A 21,167-nucleotide genomic window follows, 5' to 3' on the forward strand; every position below is an offset into this window, starting at 1 on the left:
TTCTAGGCAATTCAAGTATAAAAGAATTGGATGTTTGCGTGTATATTTTTATGTGCAAATTATGTGGAAACCCCAACATTTAGTATAGAGCCTTTATATTACAGGCTTTAGATGTGAACCTCATGAACGACTCCTTGCCCTCATCGTTTTTCAAGAGAAAGAGCCTATCCTTGTCTGTCCGGGAATGGAGGCGGAAGAGGCGAGACGGGCCGGATGGAATGAAGAAATTATCGGATACAGCGACACGGACAAACCTTGGGACTTGATTCAAAAACGCATGAGTGCCCGTCTGAACAAGATCCGCTTATGGGCGATCGAAAAAGACCATTTGAATATTACAAAGTTTGAACAGCTTCGGAAATTGTATCAGGATGCTTCATTTCTCCCTGCCGAACCTTTTCTTAATGAGTTGCGCCTCATCAAAGACAGTAAAGAAATTGAGCTATTGGAACAGGCATGCGAACTCGTTGATTTTGCAGTAAAAGTTGGCGTGAATGAAATAGCCGAAGGAAGAACAGAGGTTGACCTCATCGCAACAATCGAATATGAAATAACGAAAAAAGGAGCCGGGATGGCCTTTTCTCCACTCGTTCTTGCCGGGGCAAACACCGCTTCTCCACATGGCGTACCGGGAGATACGAAAATACGAAAAGGAGATTTTGTTCTATTTGATCTGGGCGTCTCTTTTAATGGATATTGTTCAGATATTACAAGAACCATTGCCTTTGGCGAAGTAAGCGATGAACAGAAAAAAATATACGAAACGGTTCTGAAAGCACAGGAAACAGCCGTGCAACTTACAAAACCGGGAGTACCGGCAAAAGAACTGGACATTGCAGCCCGCAATATTATTTCTGAGGCGGGATACGGCCATTATTTCACCCACCGGCTGGGACACGGCCTTGGCATCGGCGTCCATGAATATCCGTCGGTACATGAACGAAATGATATGCCTTTAAAAACAGGGATGGTTTTTACAATCGAACCGGGAATTTATATACCCGGCTTTACCGGAGTCCGGATTGAGGATGACGTGCTCGTGACAGAAAACGGCGTCCGGGTCATGACAACATATCCCAAAACGTTGCAAATAGTAGAATAATTGAAAGGCAGAGCAACCGCTGTGGCAGACTAAGTCCGGATTTCGTAGAGTAGAGTTTCAGATGACAAGCGGGGATTTACATTGTGCGCGATTTTTTGATTTTCGCGGGTATTTCCCTCTATACGCGGGTAAGTTGCTCTCATACGCGGGTAACCTGCTCCATATGCGGGTATTTTCCCCTATACGCGGGTAAGTTGCTCCTATACGCGGGTATTTTTCTCTATGCGTCTCTATGCGCGGGTAAGTTGCCCCCATACGCGGGTAAGCTGCTCCCTTGCGCGGGTACTCCTGTTGATCCACCGGGATTTTCGCCGTTACCGCCCTATTTAGTCCGCAGTAGTGGCACGAGGTTGCTTTCGCTCGCCTCATGGTGAAACAAGAAAGCGAGTCTTCTAAAAAAAACGCCCGGAAGAACCCGGGCGATTGTTATTAGTATTATAGCAATTCTTTTGCGTCAACAAACTCGTATCCAAGGTCATCTGCGACAGCTTTGAATGTCACTTTTCCGTCTAGGACGTTGATTCCTTTTGATAGAGGTTCGTTATCTAAGCAAGCTTGTTTGTAGCCTTTGTTGGCGATTTGCAGTGCATATGGCACTGTTACGTTCGTCAAAGCCATCGTGGATGTTTGCGGAACAGCACCAGGCATGTTGGCAACAGCATAGTGAACAACACCGTGTTTTTCATATGTTGGGTTGTCATGAGTTGTTACTCTGTCGCTTGTCGCGAAAATACCGCCTTGGTCAATGGCAATGTCCACAAGAACAGAGCCCGGAGACATGGATTTCACCATTTCTTCGGAAACCAGTTTAGGGGCTTTTGCTCCAGGAATAAGAACTGCGCCAATCACCAAGTCAGAATCTTTCACGGCATTGGCAATGTTGAATGGATTGGACATTAATGTTTTAACGTCGTTTCCAAAAATATCATCAAGCTGGCGTAAACGGTCTACGCTTAAGTCGATGATCGTTACGTCGGCTCCAAGGCCTACTGCCATTTTTGCAGCGTTCGTACCAGCCTGGCCGCCGCCAATGACCGTGACTTTCCCACGTTCAACACCCGGTACACCTGCTAAAAGCTTTCCTTTTCCTCCATAAGTTTTGGATAGGAATTGCGCACCGATTTGAGTAGCCATCCTTCCTGCAACCTCACTCATTGGAGATAGCAACGGAAGTGAGCGGTTTGGAAGCTGTACAGTTTCGTACGCAATGGCAACCACTTTGCTTTCTATAAGCGCCTTCGTCAATGCAGGTTCTGCAGCAAGATGCAAGTATGTGAAAAGGATCAATCCTTCGCGGAAGTAACCGAACTCTTCCTCAAGAGGCTCCTTCACTTTCATGACCATTTCCGCATCCCATGCTTCTTTGGCGCTATTTACGATTTTTGCACCAGCTTGTACATATTCTTCGTCAGTGAAGCTTGATCCAAGCCCCGCCCCTGTTTCGATATGTACTTCATGTCCTGCTTGGGTTAATGTATAAGCACCGGCAGGTGTCATGGCTACGCGATTCTCATTACTTTTAATTTCCTTTGGCACACCAATAATCATCATATTTCCTCCTAACTGTTCTTACTAGCCACAATTTGAATATATCACTTTCATTCTATAAACGAAAGCTTTCCCGAAAAACATTTTTATTTTTTTCGTGAACAAACGGGGATGCTTTGAAACATCCCCGCTCCATTTGCGCTTAATGGTCAATTTTTATTTTGATGAAAAACTTCTTTTAGGGTTGAAATAATGAAATCGACATCTTCATCTGTACAGGAAAGTGGTGGAGATAATGTTAAAATATTGTTATAGTCCGCTACCGTGTCTCCGTTTTTACCAATAATGAGTCCTTTATCTCTGCATTCGGACATGATTTTCGCAACCCGCTCATTTTTTGCTGGTTCCTTCGTTTCTTTATCCTCCACCATTTCTATCCCCATCAGAAACCCCATACCCCGAATGTCACCGACATAAGGGTGATCCTTCAATACAGCCAGCTCGTTTTTTAAGCGCTCTCCCAATTCTGAAGAACGGGCTACGAGATTTTCTCTTTCCATAATCTCCAAATTTTTCAACGCCAATGCACAAGCCGCGGGATTTCCGCCAAATGTATTGACATGGCGGAAATGGCTGTTTTCTTCACTTTTCTTGAATATTTCGTAAATGTCCTTTCTGACCGCTGTGACTGAAAGAGGCAAATAGGCACTTGTCAGACCTTTTGCCATGGAAATCATATCGGGCTTTATATTGAAATGCATATGGCCAAACATTTTACCTGTTCTTCCAAAGCCGCAAATCACCTCGTCAATGATGAGAAGAACCCCATATTTCCTGCAAATTTCCTGGACTCTTTCCATATAAACCGGATGTGGGATAATGACTCCGCCGCCGGTGATGAGCGGTTCCATAATAATGCCGGCAATCGTTTCCTTTTGTTCCCAAATGATTTTCTTCTCAAATTCCCGGGCTTTTTGAATATTGAATTCTTCCACTGACATTCCTGCCGGCCTTCTATAACTGTCCGGCGGCGCCACATGCAAAAAGCCGGGCACGAGCGGTTCATACTTATACTTTCTCAAAGCCTGCCCTGTTGCAGACAGCGCTCCCATTGAACTTCCGTGATAGGCGCGATACCGGGAAATAAATTTGTAACGGGAAGGCTCCCCATTTTGTTGATGGTATTGTCTTGCAATCTTAAAAGCAACCTCGTTTGCGTCCGAACCGCTATTCGAGTAAAAAATCATATAATCGTCATCCAGGTATTCATTTAATTTTTCAGCAAGGTCAATTGCCGGCTGGTGACTTTGCGTCATCGGTGTATACGTCATTTTAATCATTTGGTCATAGGCCGCTTTGGCAAGCTCTTCTCTTCCGTATCCGACATTGACACACCACAACCCCGACATGCCGTCCAACACTTTGTTCCCCTTATGATCAATCATCCAAGCCCCTTTTGCTTCAGTAAAAATTGTCGGGGGACTTGTTTCCTTATAAGGAGAAATATGATGCCAAACATGTTTGCGATCTTTTTCAATCAATGGATCTGTTTGGGTTGTTGACATATGAAACCCCTTTCTTGTTCAAGGCCAGAAGCATCCCGCATAAATTGCGGGATGGCCGAACGATTATTTTCGTATTCTATTTTTCTACCGTCCGATAACAAACAAGATGCGAACACCAGGACTAGAAAAAATGCAACGCCTGATAGAAAGCGTGATGCGTGAGCTTTGGCTTCATTTCAGAGGAGTTCTCCCTTCCTCCATGTGGCAGACTGATCCAAAGCTCTGACCTTGGTAAATTGGTCCACCTACACATTTTCATCCGGCAATTTCCCAGACTAGGCGCCGCATCCCATTTTCCAAGATCAATAGGCGTGTCTCTGTGTCACCATTTTCTTGCGCGTGTAAAATTCGATGCCATCACGGCCGTTGGCATGCAAGTCACCATAGAAAGATTTTTTGTAGCCCGAGAATGGGAAAAATGCCATCGGGGCAGGCACGCCCAAGTTAATACCAAGCATCCCCGAGTCGATTTCTTCTCTGAATTTGCGAATCGCTTTCGCGCTGTCCGTAAACAAGCAAGCTCCATTTGCGAATTCGGACTTGTTTGCAAACTCAATCGCTTCATCCAAATTCTTCACACGTACAACTGATAAGACCGGAGCAAAAATTTCTTCCTTCCAAATTTTCATGTCTTGTGTCACATTTTCAAAAATGGTTGGTCCTACGAAGTAGCCGCCTTTTGCTAAAGATTCATCTTTCCGGCCATCACGCACAAGCTTGGCCCCTTCTTCGATCCCGGATTTGATGTAGCCGAGTGTTTTCTCTTTATGGGAATCGCGGATGACCGGACCGAGGAACACGTCTTCTTGAAGCCCGTCTCCCATTTTGATACTGTCGGCTTTTTCCACAAGCTTTTGAACCAATTCATCTGCGATTTCTTCAACAGCTACTACGACGGAGCAGGCCATGCAACGTTCACCCGCTGATCCGAAGGCAGCATTAAAAATGTTTGTTGCGGCGGATTCCAAATCGGCATCCGGAAGGACGATCGTATGGTTTTTCGCTCCGGCAAGCGCCTGAACCCTCTTTCCGTGGGCGGTTCCCGTTTTATACACATATTCAGCAACCGGTTGTGAACCTACAAAAGAGACAGCCGGAACATCAGGATGGCTTAACATCCCGTTTACGACATCGTGGGCGCCGTGAACAATGTTGAATACCCCTTTTGGAATCCCTGCTTCCTGAAGCAATTCCGCCAAACGATTGGCAAGAAGCGGCGTTCTTTCTGACGGTTTTAGCACAAACGTGTTGCCGCACGCAATCGCGAGCGGGAACATCCAGCAAGGAACCATCATCGGAAAGTTGAACGGCGTAATACCGCCAATGACGCCCAAAGGATAGCGGTACATTCCCGATTCGATATTTGTAGCGATGTCAGGAAGCTGCATCCCCATCATCAAGGAAGGTGCTCCGGCCGCAAACTCGACACACTCTATCCCTCTTTGAACCTCACCATACGCCTCGTTGAAATTTTTTCCATTCTCAACCGTAATGAGCCGCGCCAACTCGTCCCACTCATCGACAAGCAGCTGGTGGTATTTGAATAAAACTCTGGCGCGCTGGGGAACAGGTGTTTGTTTCCAAGTTTTATAGGCTTCTTTAGCAGCCTTGACCGCCTCATCCAAATCCTCTTTTGTTGAGATCGGAACTTTGGCAAGCAGTTCCCCGGTGGCGGGGTTCGGTACATCTTCATACTTTTCAGTCTTAGATTTTACCCATTGTCCATTTATGAAATTTGCAAGCGTTTTCGTATTTTCTGCAACTGTACTCAATTTTTCTCCTCCTTATCTTTACCATATTAATGGTTGACTCAAATTTATATTCCCTTCATAATCAATTTTACAAATAAATCTTAGGCAATACATTATACAAAGTGTAAAATCATCGCGCGATTCATTTTACATATTGGAGGCCAACGATATGATGAACGAATTTACGTTAAAAGTGGGAGACATTCTTTCAAGGGAACATTTTCACCATGCAAAAGTTTTAGCTGGTTCAGAGGGACTGAATCGGATTATTCGCTGGGTCCATGTATTGGAAGTTGTCGATTTCGAGTCGCTCATTCACGGCGGCGAATTGATTCTGACAACAGGCGTCGGTCTTCAAACAGATTTTCTTACCCAGCTTACATTTGTACGGAAATTGATTCAATCAAATGCTGCCGGTATTTGTATTGAAAAAGGACCCTACTTTCAGGAAATTCACGAAGATATATTGCAACTGGCCAACAAACATCACTTTCCCATTATCTTGTTTGAAGAGACTGTAAAATTTGTAGACATTACGCAAGACCTTCACAGTTTAATCATCAACAGACATCATGACCTTTTAAAATACCTCGATACGTCTTCCCGAAAGTTTATTGAGCTGTCAATGTCATCCAATGGAATCCAGAAAATTTTGCAAGAGCTCTATCAATATTTCCATCACACGGTTATGTTTTTACCGGCTGAAGGCAGGAACTTTTACTTTCCCGCAGACCAAAAGGAACTTCTTGACATAGCAGTACAATATGTCGAAATGGAGAGAAATGACATTCGGCAACAACAGATCATCAACATTGAACATGAGCGCTTCGTCGTCATGCCGGTCAAAGGCCTTGGACACACATGGGGATGCCTTTTCCTCCATACCGCAAGTTCCGCACCGGAAGAATTTCATTATCTCATTCTTGACCGGGCTGCCCTTTCAATTGCGCAAATCATGTTAAGAAATCGAACGATTGAGGAAAGAAAGCAGCATTCAGAAGATAAGTTCGTACGAAATATTTTACAAGGACGCGAGTTTGATATAAACGAAATGCACACCCATCTGCCCTTCATCCATATGGACATGTGCTACCGGGTATTTGTCCTTCAATTTCAGCCACACGATCAAGAAATCAGCGAAGAAGAATGGGAAGACATTAACTTGCAAAGGGCAATGCTTATACGCACCCTTTTTAAAAGACATGGATTTCTCCCCTCTGTATCAGCTACAAGAGATGAAATTGCCGTGATTGCAGCGATTACAGTTGAAGAAAAAGAAAAGGCAGTGGAACATTTAAAAAGAATTATCCACTATATCGACGAAAATAATGAGAAAAAAGGTTTGTTCGGAAAAACATTCACCATCGGAATTGGCCGGGAATATACCCGTATTAAGCAATTAACAAAAAGCTACAAAGAAGCAAAAGAAGTGATCGGCATTCAGGCAAACATCCATTTATATGATGAAATGGGCGTTTACAGGCTATTTCTTCCTTTAAAAAATACCGGCGAACTGGAAGCATATGTATTGGATTATCTAGGTCCCATACTGGAATACGACCGAACAACAGAAAGCGGACTTTTCCAAACCTTAAAAGTATATCTGGAGTGTGGCGGGGCAAAAAAGGAAGCTGCCGAAAAACTGTTTATCGTCAGACAAACCCTCTATCATCGGCTTGCAAAAATCGAGCAGTTGTTGGGCGCAGACTTCATGAATCCGGATAAAAGAATTGCAATCGAAACAGCTCTGAAAGCGTACGACTTGATAAAGGCTGTCAATTAATGTGGGCTGGGACTGCCTTCTCTTTGACAGTCGCCTTATAATGAAGTTTCACTTTATCCGGCATGTAAGGTGGTGTGAGAGGGGCGAAAAGTTATTTACTCGATTATGCTTAGAACTCCTTGCGTTTGTAAATTTGAAGCGTCACAAAGTATGAAATGATGAAAAGAAACAAGTTAATCAATAAAAAGCTTGAAGAAAAAAGTAGATCGTGGTTTGTGTTTGGACTAAGTGGCGCACCAAAATTTTCTAAAATCCCTTTATATATCCATTCACTCAAGAAAAATAATCCTATAGCTGCAAGTACACCCATCATCAGAATCATATCAGATTTCTCTGTACCGTAATGATAGGTTAAAGGATAAGTAACAAAACCTATAATCAGTGCTAATCCAACCCCATTCATTATTGAATAAACGGCTGTTGTTGTTTGATTTTGTCCCATTATTAGATCTGTTAAAACAAATAATACAAAAGTCAAAATAATCCCTGAAAGCATGATTAGTGAATAGAAAATATAATGACTTTGTACAACTTGACTTCTTTTGATTGGTAATGCTAACACAAATTTATTCCAACCAGATGAGGATTCGTGTTTTAAAGCTTCAAAAGCTGGAGTGATCATAAATAAGATAGGCAACCATGTGGCGAAAGACAACATCATCTCATTATTACTTATTATGAGAAGGCAGACTATAACAACACTTATAAACACGTAATTTCTAAGACTCTTTTCAACTGTAAAATATTGATTCAAAAATAGTCCTCTCATTTTTATAATCATTCCTTTCGCTTCGCTCAAGGCACAACACCGCATGAAAATGAAGGTTATGCCTTTTATCTTTCGTTTTAAAGTAGTAACCTATTTTTGAAGGAGCCTATATACACTACAAATCACGGGGAGGTGAATAAGTGCATGGTTTCACTACACGACCTCGCATTTTTATATGTGTAGCTTGGCTTTTCAAGAACAACTAACTATGACATAGAGAACGTAAACGTATCTTTGCATAAGCGTCTCGTTTATAGAGAGCCTTGCAGTCAATATATAGTTCTTCTTCAATCAAATGGATAGGAGGTAGCTAGCATGCTAAAAATCGTTTATCCGAATTGCTGCGGAATTGACGTTCACAAGACCTTTGTTGTTGCTGTCATCGCAATTACGGATGATCAAGGGTTTACTCAATATTGCGATTGCCCACCGTTTGTTAGTGGCAATTTATCATGTCCTTTTCAATAAAGAGCCTTATAATGCGGATTTATATCATGTGACTAGCTATATTTCTCCAGATAAGGAGCTTTTTATATAAGAGGCCATACAATTTGCAAAAGGTCACGGTTTTAAGATAGCGTATTTTTTTGCAATTTTTTTTATTTCGTATTGTCTTTTTCAAGAACTCCAAGGCTAACTCCTACAACTAATGAATTTCAAACTTTCTCACCTCGCATTAAAAGTAGAGTGATTTCATCTATAGAGAAAGATTCTTTCTTTATTAGATGTCTTACTTTTTCACGATCAGAAACCAGAACATCTGTATCATCTCCGTTTTGTTTATAAGCTACTACCAAGTCCTGATTAATTTCTTTAAATTCATGCTCGTTGCACGTAAGAATTGCATAGTTTTTTAAAAGTTCATCTTTTTGAATCTTTAATAGTATTTTTCCGCCCTTTATAAAAATGAGATTATTTGCGATTTTTTCGATATCACTTGTTATGTGAGAGGAAAGGAGAATCCCTCGATCTTGATCTTGAACAAAATCCTGTAATACATCTAGCAATTCATCTCTTCCCGTTGGATCTAGTCCTGCCGTAGCCTCATCCAAGATTAATAACTTTGCGTTGTGAGACAAAGCAATCGCAACTGATAGCTTCATTGACATCCCTCTTGAAAAGTCCTTAACCTTCTTTTTTAGAGGTAAAGAGAACATTTTTACGTAATAATCAAATTGATCATCATTCCAGTTTTTATAAATACCTCTAAAAACTTTTTTTAAGTTTAGGATGGTTAAGTCTCCAGGTAACTTCATGTCATCAAATACAACACCGATATCATTCTTTAGGTCTGGATCTTTTGGGTCTATTTCTTCACCGAAAATATGAATAGTCCCACTGTCTTTATATAAAGTTCCTAGTATTGAACTCATTGTTGTTGATTTACCAGCTCCGTTTTCTCCAATAAATCCGACGATATCACCATAATTAATTGAAAAAGAAACATCATCTAAAGCAAAATCAGAATCGGCATAGCTTTTCCTTAAATTACTTACTTCTAAGATAACGGCCAATATAAATCCTCCTCATGATTACTTGATTTAAGAGATAACGTCTATTTAGCTTCTCGCTGTATAAAACATTATATCTTCCAATGATGCTGGCTGCCCATTAACTTTCTTACCATCCCTGGTTGATCAACAAGACCTTCAAAACCCGTTAATGTTTCTCGAGTTTGGATAAAGTATTTACGCAGGTCTTTATTTAATAAATCTGTGGCACCTTTAACAATAGTAACGCTCTTTAAGCACCTCCTTACTATCATCAAAGATAATTTTGCCGTTTTGAATATACACGAGATAATCAGCAATTTGTTCTAAATTGATCCAGAATCCTGATATATTATATTCATACTCAACGAGAAGATCTGATCTTGTTAAAGTATCCATAGATGAACAACTTTAATAAATCTTTTCTCTCATAAGGTTGTTGTCCAGGATTATGTTTTTTATATTCTTTAATTCCCATATCGACCAAGCAGAGTGATTCTACGAAAGCATCAATTGCTCGAACAGGGTTTTCCTTATCAATCATTTCATCTAAACACAGTAATTGAAAACTTATTTGATTTCCTGAAAAACCGTGAACATTGCCCATTCTAAAGAATCTCCTCTGCTTATAAGTTACCTATATTATACCTTTTTTTGGTTTTATTTGTTAGACAGTCTGATGTAAGGTGCCGTAAGACGCTCCTACTTCAAAACATGAGTGAATACAAAAGGGCTAAGTGGAAGATAACGGCACCTAAATGCCCGATTGGTTCAACTAACATTCAGTAGGAGATGCAAGAAAACGGCTACTGAATGAAGTTTCACTTTATTGTTCGTTTTTTCATCAGCTGATTTAGTTGTGTGCCAGCCCCTAAAACATGATCTTGGTCTGTGCTGCCAATGTTAGTATATTGCATTCTTTTGATACAAAATTTCACCGTCAAGCATCGTCATTTCCACGGAAATGTGTTTCATGTCTTCCTTATTTGTTTGCAGAAGGCTGCGATCCAATACAACAAGATCAGCCAGTTTTCCCTCTTCAATACTACCTTTGAGATGTTCCTCAAAGCTTGCATATGCTCCATTATACGTATATGCCCTGACAGCTTCCATCACATCGACAGCCTGGCCCGGACCAGCCGCCTGTCCTGATTGGGTCATCCGATTTACCGCAGCATGTATTCCAAGGAACGGATTACAATCGGCGACCGGCGCATCAGACGCAAAGGCTGCCGGAATAGATTTATCCACATAATCTTTTGCCGGATACATGACATGTACTCGCTCTCCATAATGATGCATATACGATTCTCCATTCATATATATAAAAACGGGGTTGGGGATCGGAATAATGTTCAGCTGTTTCATCCGTTCTTGCAGGTTTGGTGCAGCAATCCCCGCATGCTCAATCCGATGGCGGTGGTCAGCGCGCGGGCACCGCTCAAGGGCCTGCTCAATACAATCAATCACCATTTCAATCGCCTTGTCTCCTTGGGCGTGGGCCGTAATTTGAAACCCTTTTTCATGGGCTTCCCCCAATATCCGGTTCAGTTTCTCCTGTTCAATATATTGAATCCCGTAATCATTTGGATCACTCGTGTAAGGTTTGCGGGTAGCAATGGTCGGACCGGTGCTGCTTCCATCAGTAAACAATTTAGCAGGACCGATTTTAAATTTCTCATCCCCGAGTCCCGTCACAACCCCTGCGCGGAGCATCGTTTGAATAAATTCTTCAGAATTGGTCAAGGAACCGATCATGGCATACACTCTTACTTTAATATCGCCGGATCTGACTCCTTTTTGCATCATCCTTATAATGTCCGGGCTACATCCATATCCTCCGGCATCATGTACACTTGTGATTCCGGCTTTGACGAACGTATCCGAAGCCAGCTTATGTGCGCTTTCCAACTCGTGATCGGTAAAAGATGCTGTATGGAAAAGTTCCATATGAGCATTTTCAATCAATTTTCCGGTCAATCGTCCATCTGAATCCCGTTCCCTCATCCCGCCTTCGGGATCGGGCGTTGCTTCATTGATTCCGGCCAACTCCAACGCTTTGCTATTGACGATGGAGAAATGATTACAAAATCGGGTAATCACGATGGGATGATCAAGCGAAATGGCATCCAACTCTCCCCTTGTCGGAAATCGTTTCTCGGTGATGTTCTGTTCATTAAATCCCCAAACTCTCACCCATTCCCCTCTTGTTGTTTCGTTCGCCTTTTTCTTTATATCTGTAAAAATATCTTGCAAAGATTGAACATGGGGAGCCGTACAATTTACCCCCAATAAGTTTAAACCGTAAACCGTTAAATGCAGATGAGCGTCTATGAATCCGGGCAGAAGCGATTTTCCTTCCAAATCAATGACAGTTGTATGATGGCCTATAAAAGACGTTATCTCGTCGTTCGTACCAACGGCCACAATTTTGTTTCCTTTTACAGCAACTGCCTCACTTACATCATTGTCGGCATTGACAGTCACCACCTCGCCATTCTTAAAAACGATATCCGCCTTCATTTCATCCATTCTTTGTAACATCTTTTTAAGCAGCATTGATATAATCATCCACTTCCTTATGATTTTGAGGCTTTGTCATATAGCTGATAACGATTGTGATCACAATATTCGCCATTAGTCCCAATATACCTGCATGAATCTCAAAAGGCGTTGAAGTTGCCACAAGCTGGAAGTAAAAATTGAAGACCGTCCCCACTATTAACCCGGCGATTACCCCGGATACAGTAGCCCTTTTCCAATAAAGCGCGCTATATATCGCGGGAGCAAACTGGACAATCGCCCCATAGGCGCCAATCAGAAGGGCGACTAACCCCTGTCCGCCAAAAATGGTAATGAGATAAGCAAGAGCACCAATTACAAATACGCCAATCCGCATGATCAGTAAAACGGTTCTATCGGATAGATTGGTCCATATGTTGCGAACAATGCCATCCGTTGTTTCCAGTGACGCACTATGGGTAATGGCATCAGCCGAAGACATCGCTGCCGCAAGCGCTCCCGCTCCAACGAGGCCATATATCCACCCAGGAAGATTCATAACAGTCGTAATCAAAAACGGAAATATTTGATCGGCACTTTCAAGATTCTGCTGATCCACGACCCCTTTTGCCGCAAAGCCGACGAGTATAAGTGGCACCAAAAATAATGCAAATAGTGGATAAACCAACACAGTCTTTTTAATCGTGTTCGGGGTGGAAGCATAAGATTTCGAAAATAAATGCGGCCACATCAGAAACCCGATCACTGATACGAGAATGGTCGTTGTGAAGGGAATGGCCCCCATATGGGATCCTTCTTTTCCAATCTGCAAAAAGGCTGGTTGCTCCTGAATAATGCCGTTAAACATTTCGCCTACGCTTCCATGAAGTTGAAAGACGATTGCCAAGCCAACAACCCAGGAAATGACAATCATGAGAAAGCCTTGAAAGACGTCCGACCATGCCGCCGCCCGCAATCCACCTGTTGCTACATAAATAACCACGATGCCATATGATACAAGAGCCCCCAGCCAAAAAGGCATCCTTCCTTCTGTCATCATGTTGAAAATATGGGCCATTCCCGTTAACTGTGTCGCCAAATATTGAATGCAGGCCAGAAATGTAATCAGTCCGACAATCACCGCCAGCGCCTTGCTTTGAAATCGTATTTTTAAAAATTCCGAAACGGTATAAATTGTATATTTCTGGCCGATTTTTCGAACCTTTGGACCGACAATATACCACGGTAAAATGGCAAAGGCTGAATAAATAACGATATAATATGCTGGTGCTCCCCTCTCATATGCCCACCCGGGCAAACCTAAAAAAGCAAATGCGCTAAAAATGGCCCCACCCATCAAAAACCACATGACAATCAGGCCAAGTTTGCCGCCAGCGACCGCAAACTCATCCAAAGATCCATGATCTCTTCCCTTCCCCGCAAGAATCCCGATAATAAGAGCTGTCACAAGATAGCCGGTCATAATAAATAACGCAATTTGCCAATGGGGCATTACATTTCCTCCTCTTCGTCTTTATTTGGATCGACATCATATAAAAAAGCAACCGCGATAAAAGTGACGGCAACCCATAACAAAACCCAAAAGAAGGAAAATGGCATTCCTAAAATGATTGGTGTTGCCTTGTTCCCGATTTCATACAATGGAAAGATCAAAAATAGGAACGGGATAACGCAAGCAATGGAAAAAATGAGGTTGAACTTTTTTGTACTCATGTATTTTCGCCTGCCTTTTTTTCCGCTATTTGCAGCATTGTCTTAAACAATAACTCGGCCCCAAGGGAAATATCTTCGGGGAAAAGAGTATTCTTTCGGATTGTGACTGACCTCGTCTTTGGAACGGACAAAGATCATTCCATAGTCACACACTGTAGACATGGCAAGGGCATCGTGGAACGCCCCGCTCATGAGCTCTGGTGGGTTTAACCCCATGTCCTCGCTTTCTTCCCGCATGATCTGTTTGATCCAATCAACACAATACCGCGGCTCACTTCGGATATCTTCGCTAATGTCATATGTTAACTGATGTTTTTTCACCGATTCCTTGATGACTTCTACTAATCTTGTTTCTATGGCATTTCTCCGCTCTTCATCAATGTCCCGCAAGTCGATCGTAAAGGACACTTTTTCAGGAATAATATTTCGAGAATTCGGAAAAAAACGTAAGCTGCCAACTGTACCGACCGTCGAAGTCTCAGGATCTTCACTTGCCAAATCGTTCAAAGCTGTAATAATTTTGGCAGCCCCGGCAAGAGCATCCTGGCGTATTCCCATCGAGACGGAGCCGGAATCGCCTGCAAATCCGTTCAATTCCACCGTCAACCAAAGCGGACCGGAAATGCCCGATACGATTCCGATCGGCTCTCCTTTCGATTCAAGCACGGGCCCCTGTTCAATGTGAAGTTCAAGGAAAGCATGGATTTGATCATGCCGATATTCACATTCAGGAAATTTTCCAGGATCGCATCCGAATTCGATTAGCGCATCTCTTCTCGTCATTCCTTCCTTATCCTGCCTGTCAAGCTCTCCATCTTCCAAAAGGCCAAGAATACCACTCGACCCAAACAATCCTTTATGAAAACGGTTTCCCTCTTCATCGGAAAAAGCGCCCACTTCCATTGACATGACCGGAACAACATTATTTTCGATCATGGTTTGAAGCGCTTCAAGGGCGCCTAAAACACCCACAGTCCCATCAAACCTGCCGGCATATGGTTGTGTATCGATATGGGAACCGACCATCAAAACGGGCAAATCAGAATGTGCGCCACCAAGACGTCCAATCAGATTTCCAAAATGGTCGATTCTCGTTTTGAGTCCGATTTCTTCCATCCACCTCTTCACAAGTAGCACTGCTTCCTTATCTTCCGGAGAATGTGCCAGCCTTCGTACTCCCGTTTTCCCTATTTGTCCGATTTTTGCAAGTTCCATTATACGACTGTATAATCGTTCGCCATTAATGGTAAAAAACCACATCCCGTCCCCTCCTTAAAGCTATTTTTGATATGTTATAAACAATTCACTATACTTTCAAATTATCTCAATTTATAAAATATTATGTGATGTTTTTACTTCCGATCGTTTGAAATTTTGAATGATCAGTAATCATCATCCGTATACATGTATAAAACCAAAATGAAATCGCTCGCAAAATTCACCCAAGGAGGAGAATGGATGTTTCATTTACCGCCTGAAACTTTTTGGTTGCTGCTGCCATGGCCGCTTATTTGGTTGAGCTTGGCTTTCTTTATGTATAACAAATTAAAAAAAGAAGATGAAGCAGAAGACAAGAGTGAATAATGATGAGTCGGGGGCGAAAAAATGAAACCGGATTTGATCGTTTTTATGATCTATTTGTTAGGATTACTGGGAGTTGGTTTGTATTTTTCCCGTAGAGCCGCGCAATCAGTGGATGAATATCTTTTGGGCGGTAGAAAATTGGGACCTGCTGTAACAGCTTTAACAATGCAAAGCACTGCTATGAGCGGATATATGTTTATGGGCGGCCCCGCGCTGGCTTTTCAACAAGGCTGGTACGCCTTATGGTATGCGATAGGGGATGCCGGCGGTTCGATTATTAATCTCTCTGTTTTGGGAAAGCGCATGAGACGCATGTCCGAAATACTCGGTGCCCTTTCACCTGTAGAATATTTGGAGAAAAGGTACGAAAGCCCGGCGGTAAGAATAGTGGCTTCCATTATTTCCATCGTTTTTTTATTCGCATACGTATTTGCCCAATTTATCGCCTCAGGAAAGGCGTTGTCAACTTTAACGGGACTTTCCTATGAAATTGCTCTTATTCTTGGGGTAAGTGTTATTATTATTTATACTGTGACCGGCGGATATCTCGCTGTTGTCTGGACTGATTTTATCCAAGGAATTATTATGGTGCTTGGCGTTGTAGCGATATTTGTTGTGGCTCTCGCGCATATTGGAGGGTTATCGGCATTAAACGAAAAGTTGGCTGCCATAGATCCCACTTATCTCAGCATATGGGGGAAAGACTTGGCGTATTATGGACAATGGGGAGTTGTCTTGGGAGCCATACTCATCTATTCGATCGGATATATGGGATTGCCTCATGTCGTTGTGCGCCATATGTCGATGGAAAGTACAAAGACGGTGAAAGGCGCGATCATGTGGTCGGCTCTATGGAATCAAATGTTTATTTTTACCCCTTATATACTTGGGTTAATTGGAATCGTCATGCTGCCAAACCTTTCAGACCCTGAAATGGTGATCCCCACACTTGCGTATACGTACTTCCCAGGGATCTTTGCCGCTATTTTGCTTTCAGCTGTAATGGCTGCCATTATGTCCACTTCCGACTCTATCTTAATGCAAGCCGGGACGATCCTTTCCCGGGATATATATCAACGGTTTATTCATCGGGAGGCAAGCCAGCCGAGAATGATCCTTGTTTCGAGAATATGTATTTTATTAGCCGGAATAATCGGGGTGGTTGTTGCTATATATGAACCTCCCTCCGTCTTTACACTCGTTATATTTGCCTTTGGTGCTCTTGGAAACAGCTTCCTTGTTCCATACGTAGCTTCCGTATATTCTAAAAAAGCAAACCATATAGGTGCTTTATGTGCCATGATCGGCGGGGGAACAACTAACATCATTTGGACTTCCATGGGGTTAGAAGGAGCAACGGCTATTCACCCGTTTTTGGCTGGATTGGTCATCTCTATTTTAGGCATGGTGATCGGCAGTCAGTTTGGGAGAAAACCTTCGCAGCCCATGCAAGATGCTTTTGAAAAAGCGAAAGGAAATAGACAAATACCGCTTAATATTGAGAAAAACATTGCCCGTGATCTAAGCCCGGAAACAAAAAATGTTTCCGATTTTCTCGCAGAAAGAAATCTGATGAAGGAATAAGACGATGGAAAAAGAAATATACACACAAGAGATAGAGATTTCGAAAGAAGATACAATCCGGTCTTTTAAGAACTTGCAGCCTTGATGAGTTATTATATTACCCATACTTATTTTTTGAACACTCATTTGCCAGAAAAAATCCATTATCACCTTTGAAAGGAATAATCGGCAGTACAGTTGATGGCATATCAGGCGTTGCCGCACTGGCTGATAAAGCCCCAACATTTCAGATCAAGACCGTTTCTGCTGAACGCCTTCTTCCCAGCACCATTCAGAAACATCGAGCGGTCCAAATCGCCGAAGACTATATATTTCGTACCCTGTCCACTAAAATAAAGGTGCTGCTAACTCCAAAAGTCACATTGCAAAAGCAATTATTATTTTACCGCCCCTATTGGATTGTGGATGCGAAACAGATCGGAAAAGACGATTTTAGATTAATGGTTGACGGGGTTAGCGGAAAGTATCATCCTTTATAAAGTGACTCTCTCATCCTAAATGCTTTTGTTTTTTTAATTTAAAAAGAATAAATGATCTTGCAGGCTTATAAAGCCGTTCCATGATCAAAAAAGAAGGAGGAGTGATGAATGGGGACAGATTCTCCAAACAAGCCCGATCCCCGCTTCAAAATTGCCCACCGTGAAGCGCTAATCGGAGTTGCGCTAGCCATTTTTAATTTTATTTGGTGGTACGGTTTTGCATATGGATTGGGCAGTAAGCCATTAAAAGAATACAAGTATGTTTTCGGCCTGCCTGCATGGTTTTTTTACAGTTGTGTACTGGGCTTTATTGTCATGGCCGTATTGGTGACCCTTGTAGTGAAATTTTGGTTTGTTGATGTGAGCCTGGATGTCGAGGAGGATGATCAAAAGTGAACTGGGCCATTATTGTTTCTCTCGCCTGCTTTGTGATCATCATATTTGCCATTGGAATATGGTCCAGCCGCTCTATCAGATCTTCAAACAATTTTTTGCAGGAGTATTTTCTTGGAGGCCGGGAATTAGGCGGCTTTGTCTTAGCCATGACGATGATTGCTACATATGGAAGCGCGAGCAGTTTTATCGGTGGTCCCGGTGTGGCCTATACCCAAGGGCTTGGTTGGGTGTTGCTGGCGATGACCCAAGTAGTTACTGGATATTTTGTCCTCATGATTTTGGGCAAAAAGTTTGCTATCATGGCCCGAAAATATAAAGCCATTACGATGGTGGATTATATGAAGGAAAGATATAAAAGTCCGTGGGTTGTTATCATTTCTGCTCTCAGCATTATCATCTTTTTGTTTTCCGCGATGGCTGCCCAATGGGTGGGCGGCGCAAGACTCATAGAGTCGATTACCGGAATGAGCTACTTCACCTCATTGGCCATTTTTGCCGCTTCGGTCATTATTTACGTTATCATCGGAGGTTTCCGGGCAGTGGCTTTAACCGACGCGGTTCAGGGCGTCATCATGTTGTTTGGGACGCTCATCCTTTTGATCGCAACCATTGCTGCCGGCGGCGGAATTTCCAATATTATAGCTGATTTAACGAGGGAAAATCCAAACTTGGTGACCCCATTTGGCGCTGAAGCTTCCCTTACACCGGCCTATGTATCGTCTTTTTGGATCTTGGTTGGCGTGGGAGTCGTTGCGCTCCCGCAAATAAGTGTCCGGGCAATGGCCTATAAAAGTACGCAATCCATGCATAGGGCCATCATCGTCGGAACGATCGTCGTTGGATTTATTATGCTGAATATGCATCTGATCGGTGTGTTTGCCAGACCCATTCTTCCCGGAATCGAGGTCGGGGACAAAGTGATGCCGCTGTTGGCAATGGAAGTGTTGCCTCCCTGGCTCGTCGGAATTGTACTGGCAGCCCCGCTGGCCGCAATCATGTCGACCGTTGACTCGCTCTTGATTCTTGTCAGCTCAACGATCGTAAAGGATATTTATTTAAACTATATAGAGCCGAAGGCAACGAAGGCCAAGGTAAAACAATTAAGCTTTGGTGTTACGGCGATTCTCGGGATCATTGTATTTTTAATGGCTTTGGATCCCCCCAACCTGTTAATTTGGCTGAACTTATTCGCATTTGGCGGATTGGAAGCAGCTTTCATTTGGCCGCTCATTCTTGGCTTATATTGGACGAAAGCGAATAAATATGGCGCTTTGACTTCCATGGTGATTGGCATTAGCTCTTATATTTTATTTGATACTTTTTATCCCCAACCCCTTGGAATGCACTCAGTGACCTTGCCTGTAGTCATGTCTTTGATTGGATTTGTCATTGTCAGTCTCCTGACAAACAAATATACCTCAAATCAAACCGATGAACATTTACAAAGGGGTGTGGGCAAATGAAAAAAGCAGAAACGACCAACCGCATATTGAAAAGTGAAACGGAGGAAGTCATCTTATTAACACAAGCACTTGTGCGCATTCCAAGTGTTTATCGTCCCGGAGAAAAAGACGGGAATGAGGAAAGGGTTGCCCGCTTCGTTTACAATTATTTAAAAAAGAACGGAGTGGAAGTCCACATAGAAGAGGTAGAGCCGGGGAGACCAAATGTCATAGGAATCATTGATTCTGGAAAGCCTGGCAAAACGTTATTGTTCGAAGGTCATACCGATGTTGTAACGGAAGGTAAGAACAGTTCATGGACATACGACCCTTTTGGAGCGGAGATTGTCAATGGAAAAATGTATGGCAGAGGCACAAATGACACGAAAGGAAATCTGGCCTGCATGATGACCGCCGGACTTTCCCTACATGAAGAAAAAGAAAATTGGAGCGGCAAAATCATATTGTGCATTCCTTGTGATGAAGAAGGCATGATGATTGGCATTAAAGACTTTATTAAGAGAGGTTGGGCCAAAGACGTTGATGGGGCCATCATTTGTGAGCCTTTGGATAAGGAAGTATGCATCACCCAAAAAGGCGCCATGAGAGTGATTATTCGAACATATGGAAAAATGGCCCACGGGGCCATGCCTTTAAGCGGTATTAATCCAAATCTCCGGATGGCACGGATCATCTGTGAGCTGCATACGCTTGAGGAAAAAGAGAAACAGCATCTCGGAAAACATCCCATGTTGGGATATCCGAGCATCACCCCTACCATCTTGCAAGCTCCTGTTGCCGGGGAGGCACAAATCAATGTAATGCCCGATGAATGCATGACGACCTTAGATATCCGAACAATTCCTGGCCAAAACCATAAGGAACTGGAACATAAGATCCAAGCCATTTTTGACCATTTGGCAAAAGATGATCCTGATTTTAAAGCAACCTATGAAGTCATCGAAGATCGTCCTTGGACCGAAACACCCATCGATGATCCGCTTGTCAAAAGTGTATCCCAAGCTGTGACAGAAGTGCTAAAAAAACCCGCCACGTACAATGGAGTTCCGGGAGCAACGGATGGAACATTCTTACACTTGGAAGGCATCCCCATTGTGACCATTGGAGCGGGCGACCGCGAAATTCCCCATCAAATAGATGAATATGTCGAAGTGGAAGACCTTGTGATCATGACGGAAATTTATCGCAGGGCAGCTTTACTCTTTTTACAAGAAAGCTAGGATGGAATACGGCGAAAACAACGGGACTGGGGCAGAAGCAAATACAATAGCAAAAGGGCCGTGAAAAAACCCTGTAAAAATGAAATAAACCGCATGGAATCACGTTTAAAAGGGTGGTTCCCCCTAAAACCTTGATTTCACGCGGTTTTATTCTGACGATTTTTACGAATATGAATCAGCTTTCAACTTATGTCCCAGCCCCTATATGTGTTAAAAAATCCCGATCATCGCTATGTCAAAATAGTGATGAGACGCTT

Annotated in this window: 18 protein-coding genes and 1 pseudogene; 9 read left to right on the forward strand and 10 right to left on the reverse strand. The window is 42.8% G+C overall.

Annotation, left to right across the window (positions count from 1 at the left end; all coding sequences use genetic code 11):
• Positions 1-97 precede the first annotated feature (97 nt).
• Positions 98-1,102, forward strand: coding sequence for a Xaa-Pro peptidase family protein (locus tag JOC94_RS10320; RefSeq protein ID WP_321189668.1), 1,005 nt, complete (start codon positions 98-100; stop codon positions 1,100-1,102).
• Positions 1,103-1,537: 435 nt separating this feature from the next.
• On the opposite strand, the gene ald is transcribed toward JOC94_RS10320, so the two are convergent.
• The 3 genes from ald to JOC94_RS10335 form a co-directional block, all read right to left on the reverse strand.
• Positions 1,538-2,650: an alanine dehydrogenase gene (ald, locus tag JOC94_RS10325; RefSeq protein WP_077111176.1), complete on the reverse strand. Its 1,113-nt coding sequence runs from the start codon at positions 2,648-2,650 to the stop codon at positions 1,538-1,540.
• A gap of 149 nt (positions 2,651-2,799) precedes the next feature.
• Entirely contained in the window at positions 2,800-4,155 is a 1,356-nt protein-coding gene (locus tag JOC94_RS10330; RefSeq protein ID WP_205179268.1) for an aspartate aminotransferase family protein, read from the reverse strand.
• Positions 4,156-4,457: 302 nt separating this feature from the next.
• Positions 4,458-5,927: a CoA-acylating methylmalonate-semialdehyde dehydrogenase gene (locus tag JOC94_RS10335; protein WP_205179270.1), complete on the reverse strand. Its 1,470-nt coding sequence runs from the start codon at positions 5,925-5,927 to the stop codon at positions 4,458-4,460.
• Positions 5,928-6,075: 148 nt separating this feature from the next.
• Here JOC94_RS10335 and JOC94_RS10340 point away from each other — a divergent pair, with 148 nt between their 5' ends.
• Entirely contained in the window at positions 6,076-7,689 is a 1,614-nt protein-coding gene (locus JOC94_RS10340; protein ID WP_205179272.1) for a PucR family transcriptional regulator, read from the forward strand.
• A 109-nt stretch (positions 7,690-7,798) separates the two neighbouring features.
• Here JOC94_RS10340 and JOC94_RS10345 read toward each other — a convergent pair whose 3' ends face one another.
• Positions 7,799-8,488, reverse strand: a complete 690-nt coding sequence (locus tag JOC94_RS10345; RefSeq protein WP_236017056.1) for an ABC-2 transporter permease — start codon at positions 8,486-8,488, stop codon at positions 7,799-7,801.
• A gap of 285 nt (positions 8,489-8,773) precedes the next feature.
• Between JOC94_RS10345 and JOC94_RS10350 the strand changes: the two genes are divergently transcribed.
• Entirely contained in the window at positions 8,774-8,926 is a 153-nt protein-coding gene (locus tag JOC94_RS10350; RefSeq protein WP_171973958.1) for a hypothetical protein, read from the forward strand.
• A gap of 188 nt (positions 8,927-9,114) precedes the next feature.
• Here the strand turns inward: JOC94_RS10350 and JOC94_RS10355 are convergent, their stop codons facing one another.
• From JOC94_RS10355 to JOC94_RS10380, 6 genes and pseudogenes are all read right to left on the reverse strand, one after another.
• The gene (locus JOC94_RS10355) at positions 9,115-9,972 is read right to left on the reverse strand and encodes an ABC transporter ATP-binding protein (protein ID WP_077112956.1); all 858 of its coding nucleotides are present in this window, start codon (positions 9,970-9,972) and stop codon (positions 9,115-9,117) included.
• Between the two features lie 340 nt (positions 9,973-10,312).
• A complete protein-coding gene (locus tag JOC94_RS10360; RefSeq protein WP_205179274.1) occupies positions 10,313-10,555 on the reverse strand; it encodes a hypothetical protein in 243 nt (80 codons plus the stop codon).
• 296 nt (positions 10,556-10,851) lie between these two features.
• A complete protein-coding gene (locus JOC94_RS10365) occupies positions 10,852-12,471 on the reverse strand; it encodes an amidohydrolase (protein ID WP_077110870.1) in 1,620 nt (539 codons plus the stop codon).
• 25 nt (positions 12,472-12,496) lie between these two features.
• Positions 12,497-13,963 carry a sodium:solute symporter family protein gene (locus JOC94_RS10370; RefSeq protein WP_077110856.1) on the reverse strand — a complete coding sequence of 489 codons (1,467 nt, stop codon included), beginning with the start codon at positions 13,961-13,963 and terminating at the stop codon, positions 12,497-12,499.
• Positions 13,963-14,184: a DUF3311 domain-containing protein gene (locus JOC94_RS10375; protein WP_077110855.1), complete on the reverse strand. Its 222-nt coding sequence runs from the start codon at positions 14,182-14,184 to the stop codon at positions 13,963-13,965. Before JOC94_RS10375 ends, JOC94_RS10370 begins: the two co-directional genes overlap by 1 nt.
• A pseudogene (locus tag JOC94_RS10380) lies at positions 14,181-15,444 on the reverse strand (M20 family metallo-hydrolase). Before JOC94_RS10380 ends, JOC94_RS10375 begins: the two are co-directional and overlap by 4 nt.
• A 198-nt stretch (positions 15,445-15,642) precedes the next feature.
• Here JOC94_RS10380 and JOC94_RS23210 point away from each other — a divergent pair.
• The 6 genes from JOC94_RS23210 (at position 15,643) to JOC94_RS10405 (ending at position 20,910) form a co-directional block, all read left to right on the forward strand.
• Positions 15,643-15,768: a hypothetical protein gene (locus JOC94_RS23210; protein ID WP_268920976.1), complete on the forward strand. Its 126-nt coding sequence runs from the start codon at positions 15,643-15,645 to the stop codon at positions 15,766-15,768.
• Positions 15,769-15,789: 21 nt separating this feature from the next.
• The gene (locus JOC94_RS10385; protein ID WP_077110853.1) at positions 15,790-17,352 is read left to right on the forward strand and encodes a sodium/proline symporter; all 1,563 of its coding nucleotides are present in this window, start codon (positions 15,790-15,792) and stop codon (positions 17,350-17,352) included.
• Positions 17,353-17,504: 152 nt separating this feature from the next.
• The gene (locus JOC94_RS10390; RefSeq protein WP_077110851.1) at positions 17,505-17,831 is read left to right on the forward strand and encodes a hypothetical protein; all 327 of its coding nucleotides are present in this window, start codon (positions 17,505-17,507) and stop codon (positions 17,829-17,831) included.
• A gap of 108 nt (positions 17,832-17,939) precedes the next feature.
• Positions 17,940-18,227: a YhdT family protein gene (locus tag JOC94_RS10395; protein WP_077110850.1), complete on the forward strand. Its 288-nt coding sequence runs from the start codon at positions 17,940-17,942 to the stop codon at positions 18,225-18,227.
• On the forward strand, positions 18,224-19,690 hold the full coding sequence (panF, locus tag JOC94_RS10400) for a sodium/pantothenate symporter (RefSeq protein ID WP_205179276.1): 1,467 nt from the start codon (positions 18,224-18,226) through the stop codon (positions 19,688-19,690). The genes JOC94_RS10395 and panF overlap by 4 nt, the downstream gene beginning before the upstream one ends.
• Positions 19,687-20,910, forward strand: coding sequence for a M20 family metallopeptidase (locus tag JOC94_RS10405; RefSeq protein ID WP_205179278.1), 1,224 nt, complete (start codon positions 19,687-19,689; stop codon positions 20,908-20,910). The genes panF and JOC94_RS10405 overlap by 4 nt, the downstream gene beginning before the upstream one ends.
• Positions 20,911-21,167: the final 257 nt, after the last annotated feature.

This window comes from Siminovitchia thermophila (genome assembly GCF_016909185.1).
Classification (GTDB): domain Bacteria; phylum Bacillota; class Bacilli; order Bacillales; family Bacillaceae_C; genus Siminovitchia; species Siminovitchia thermophila.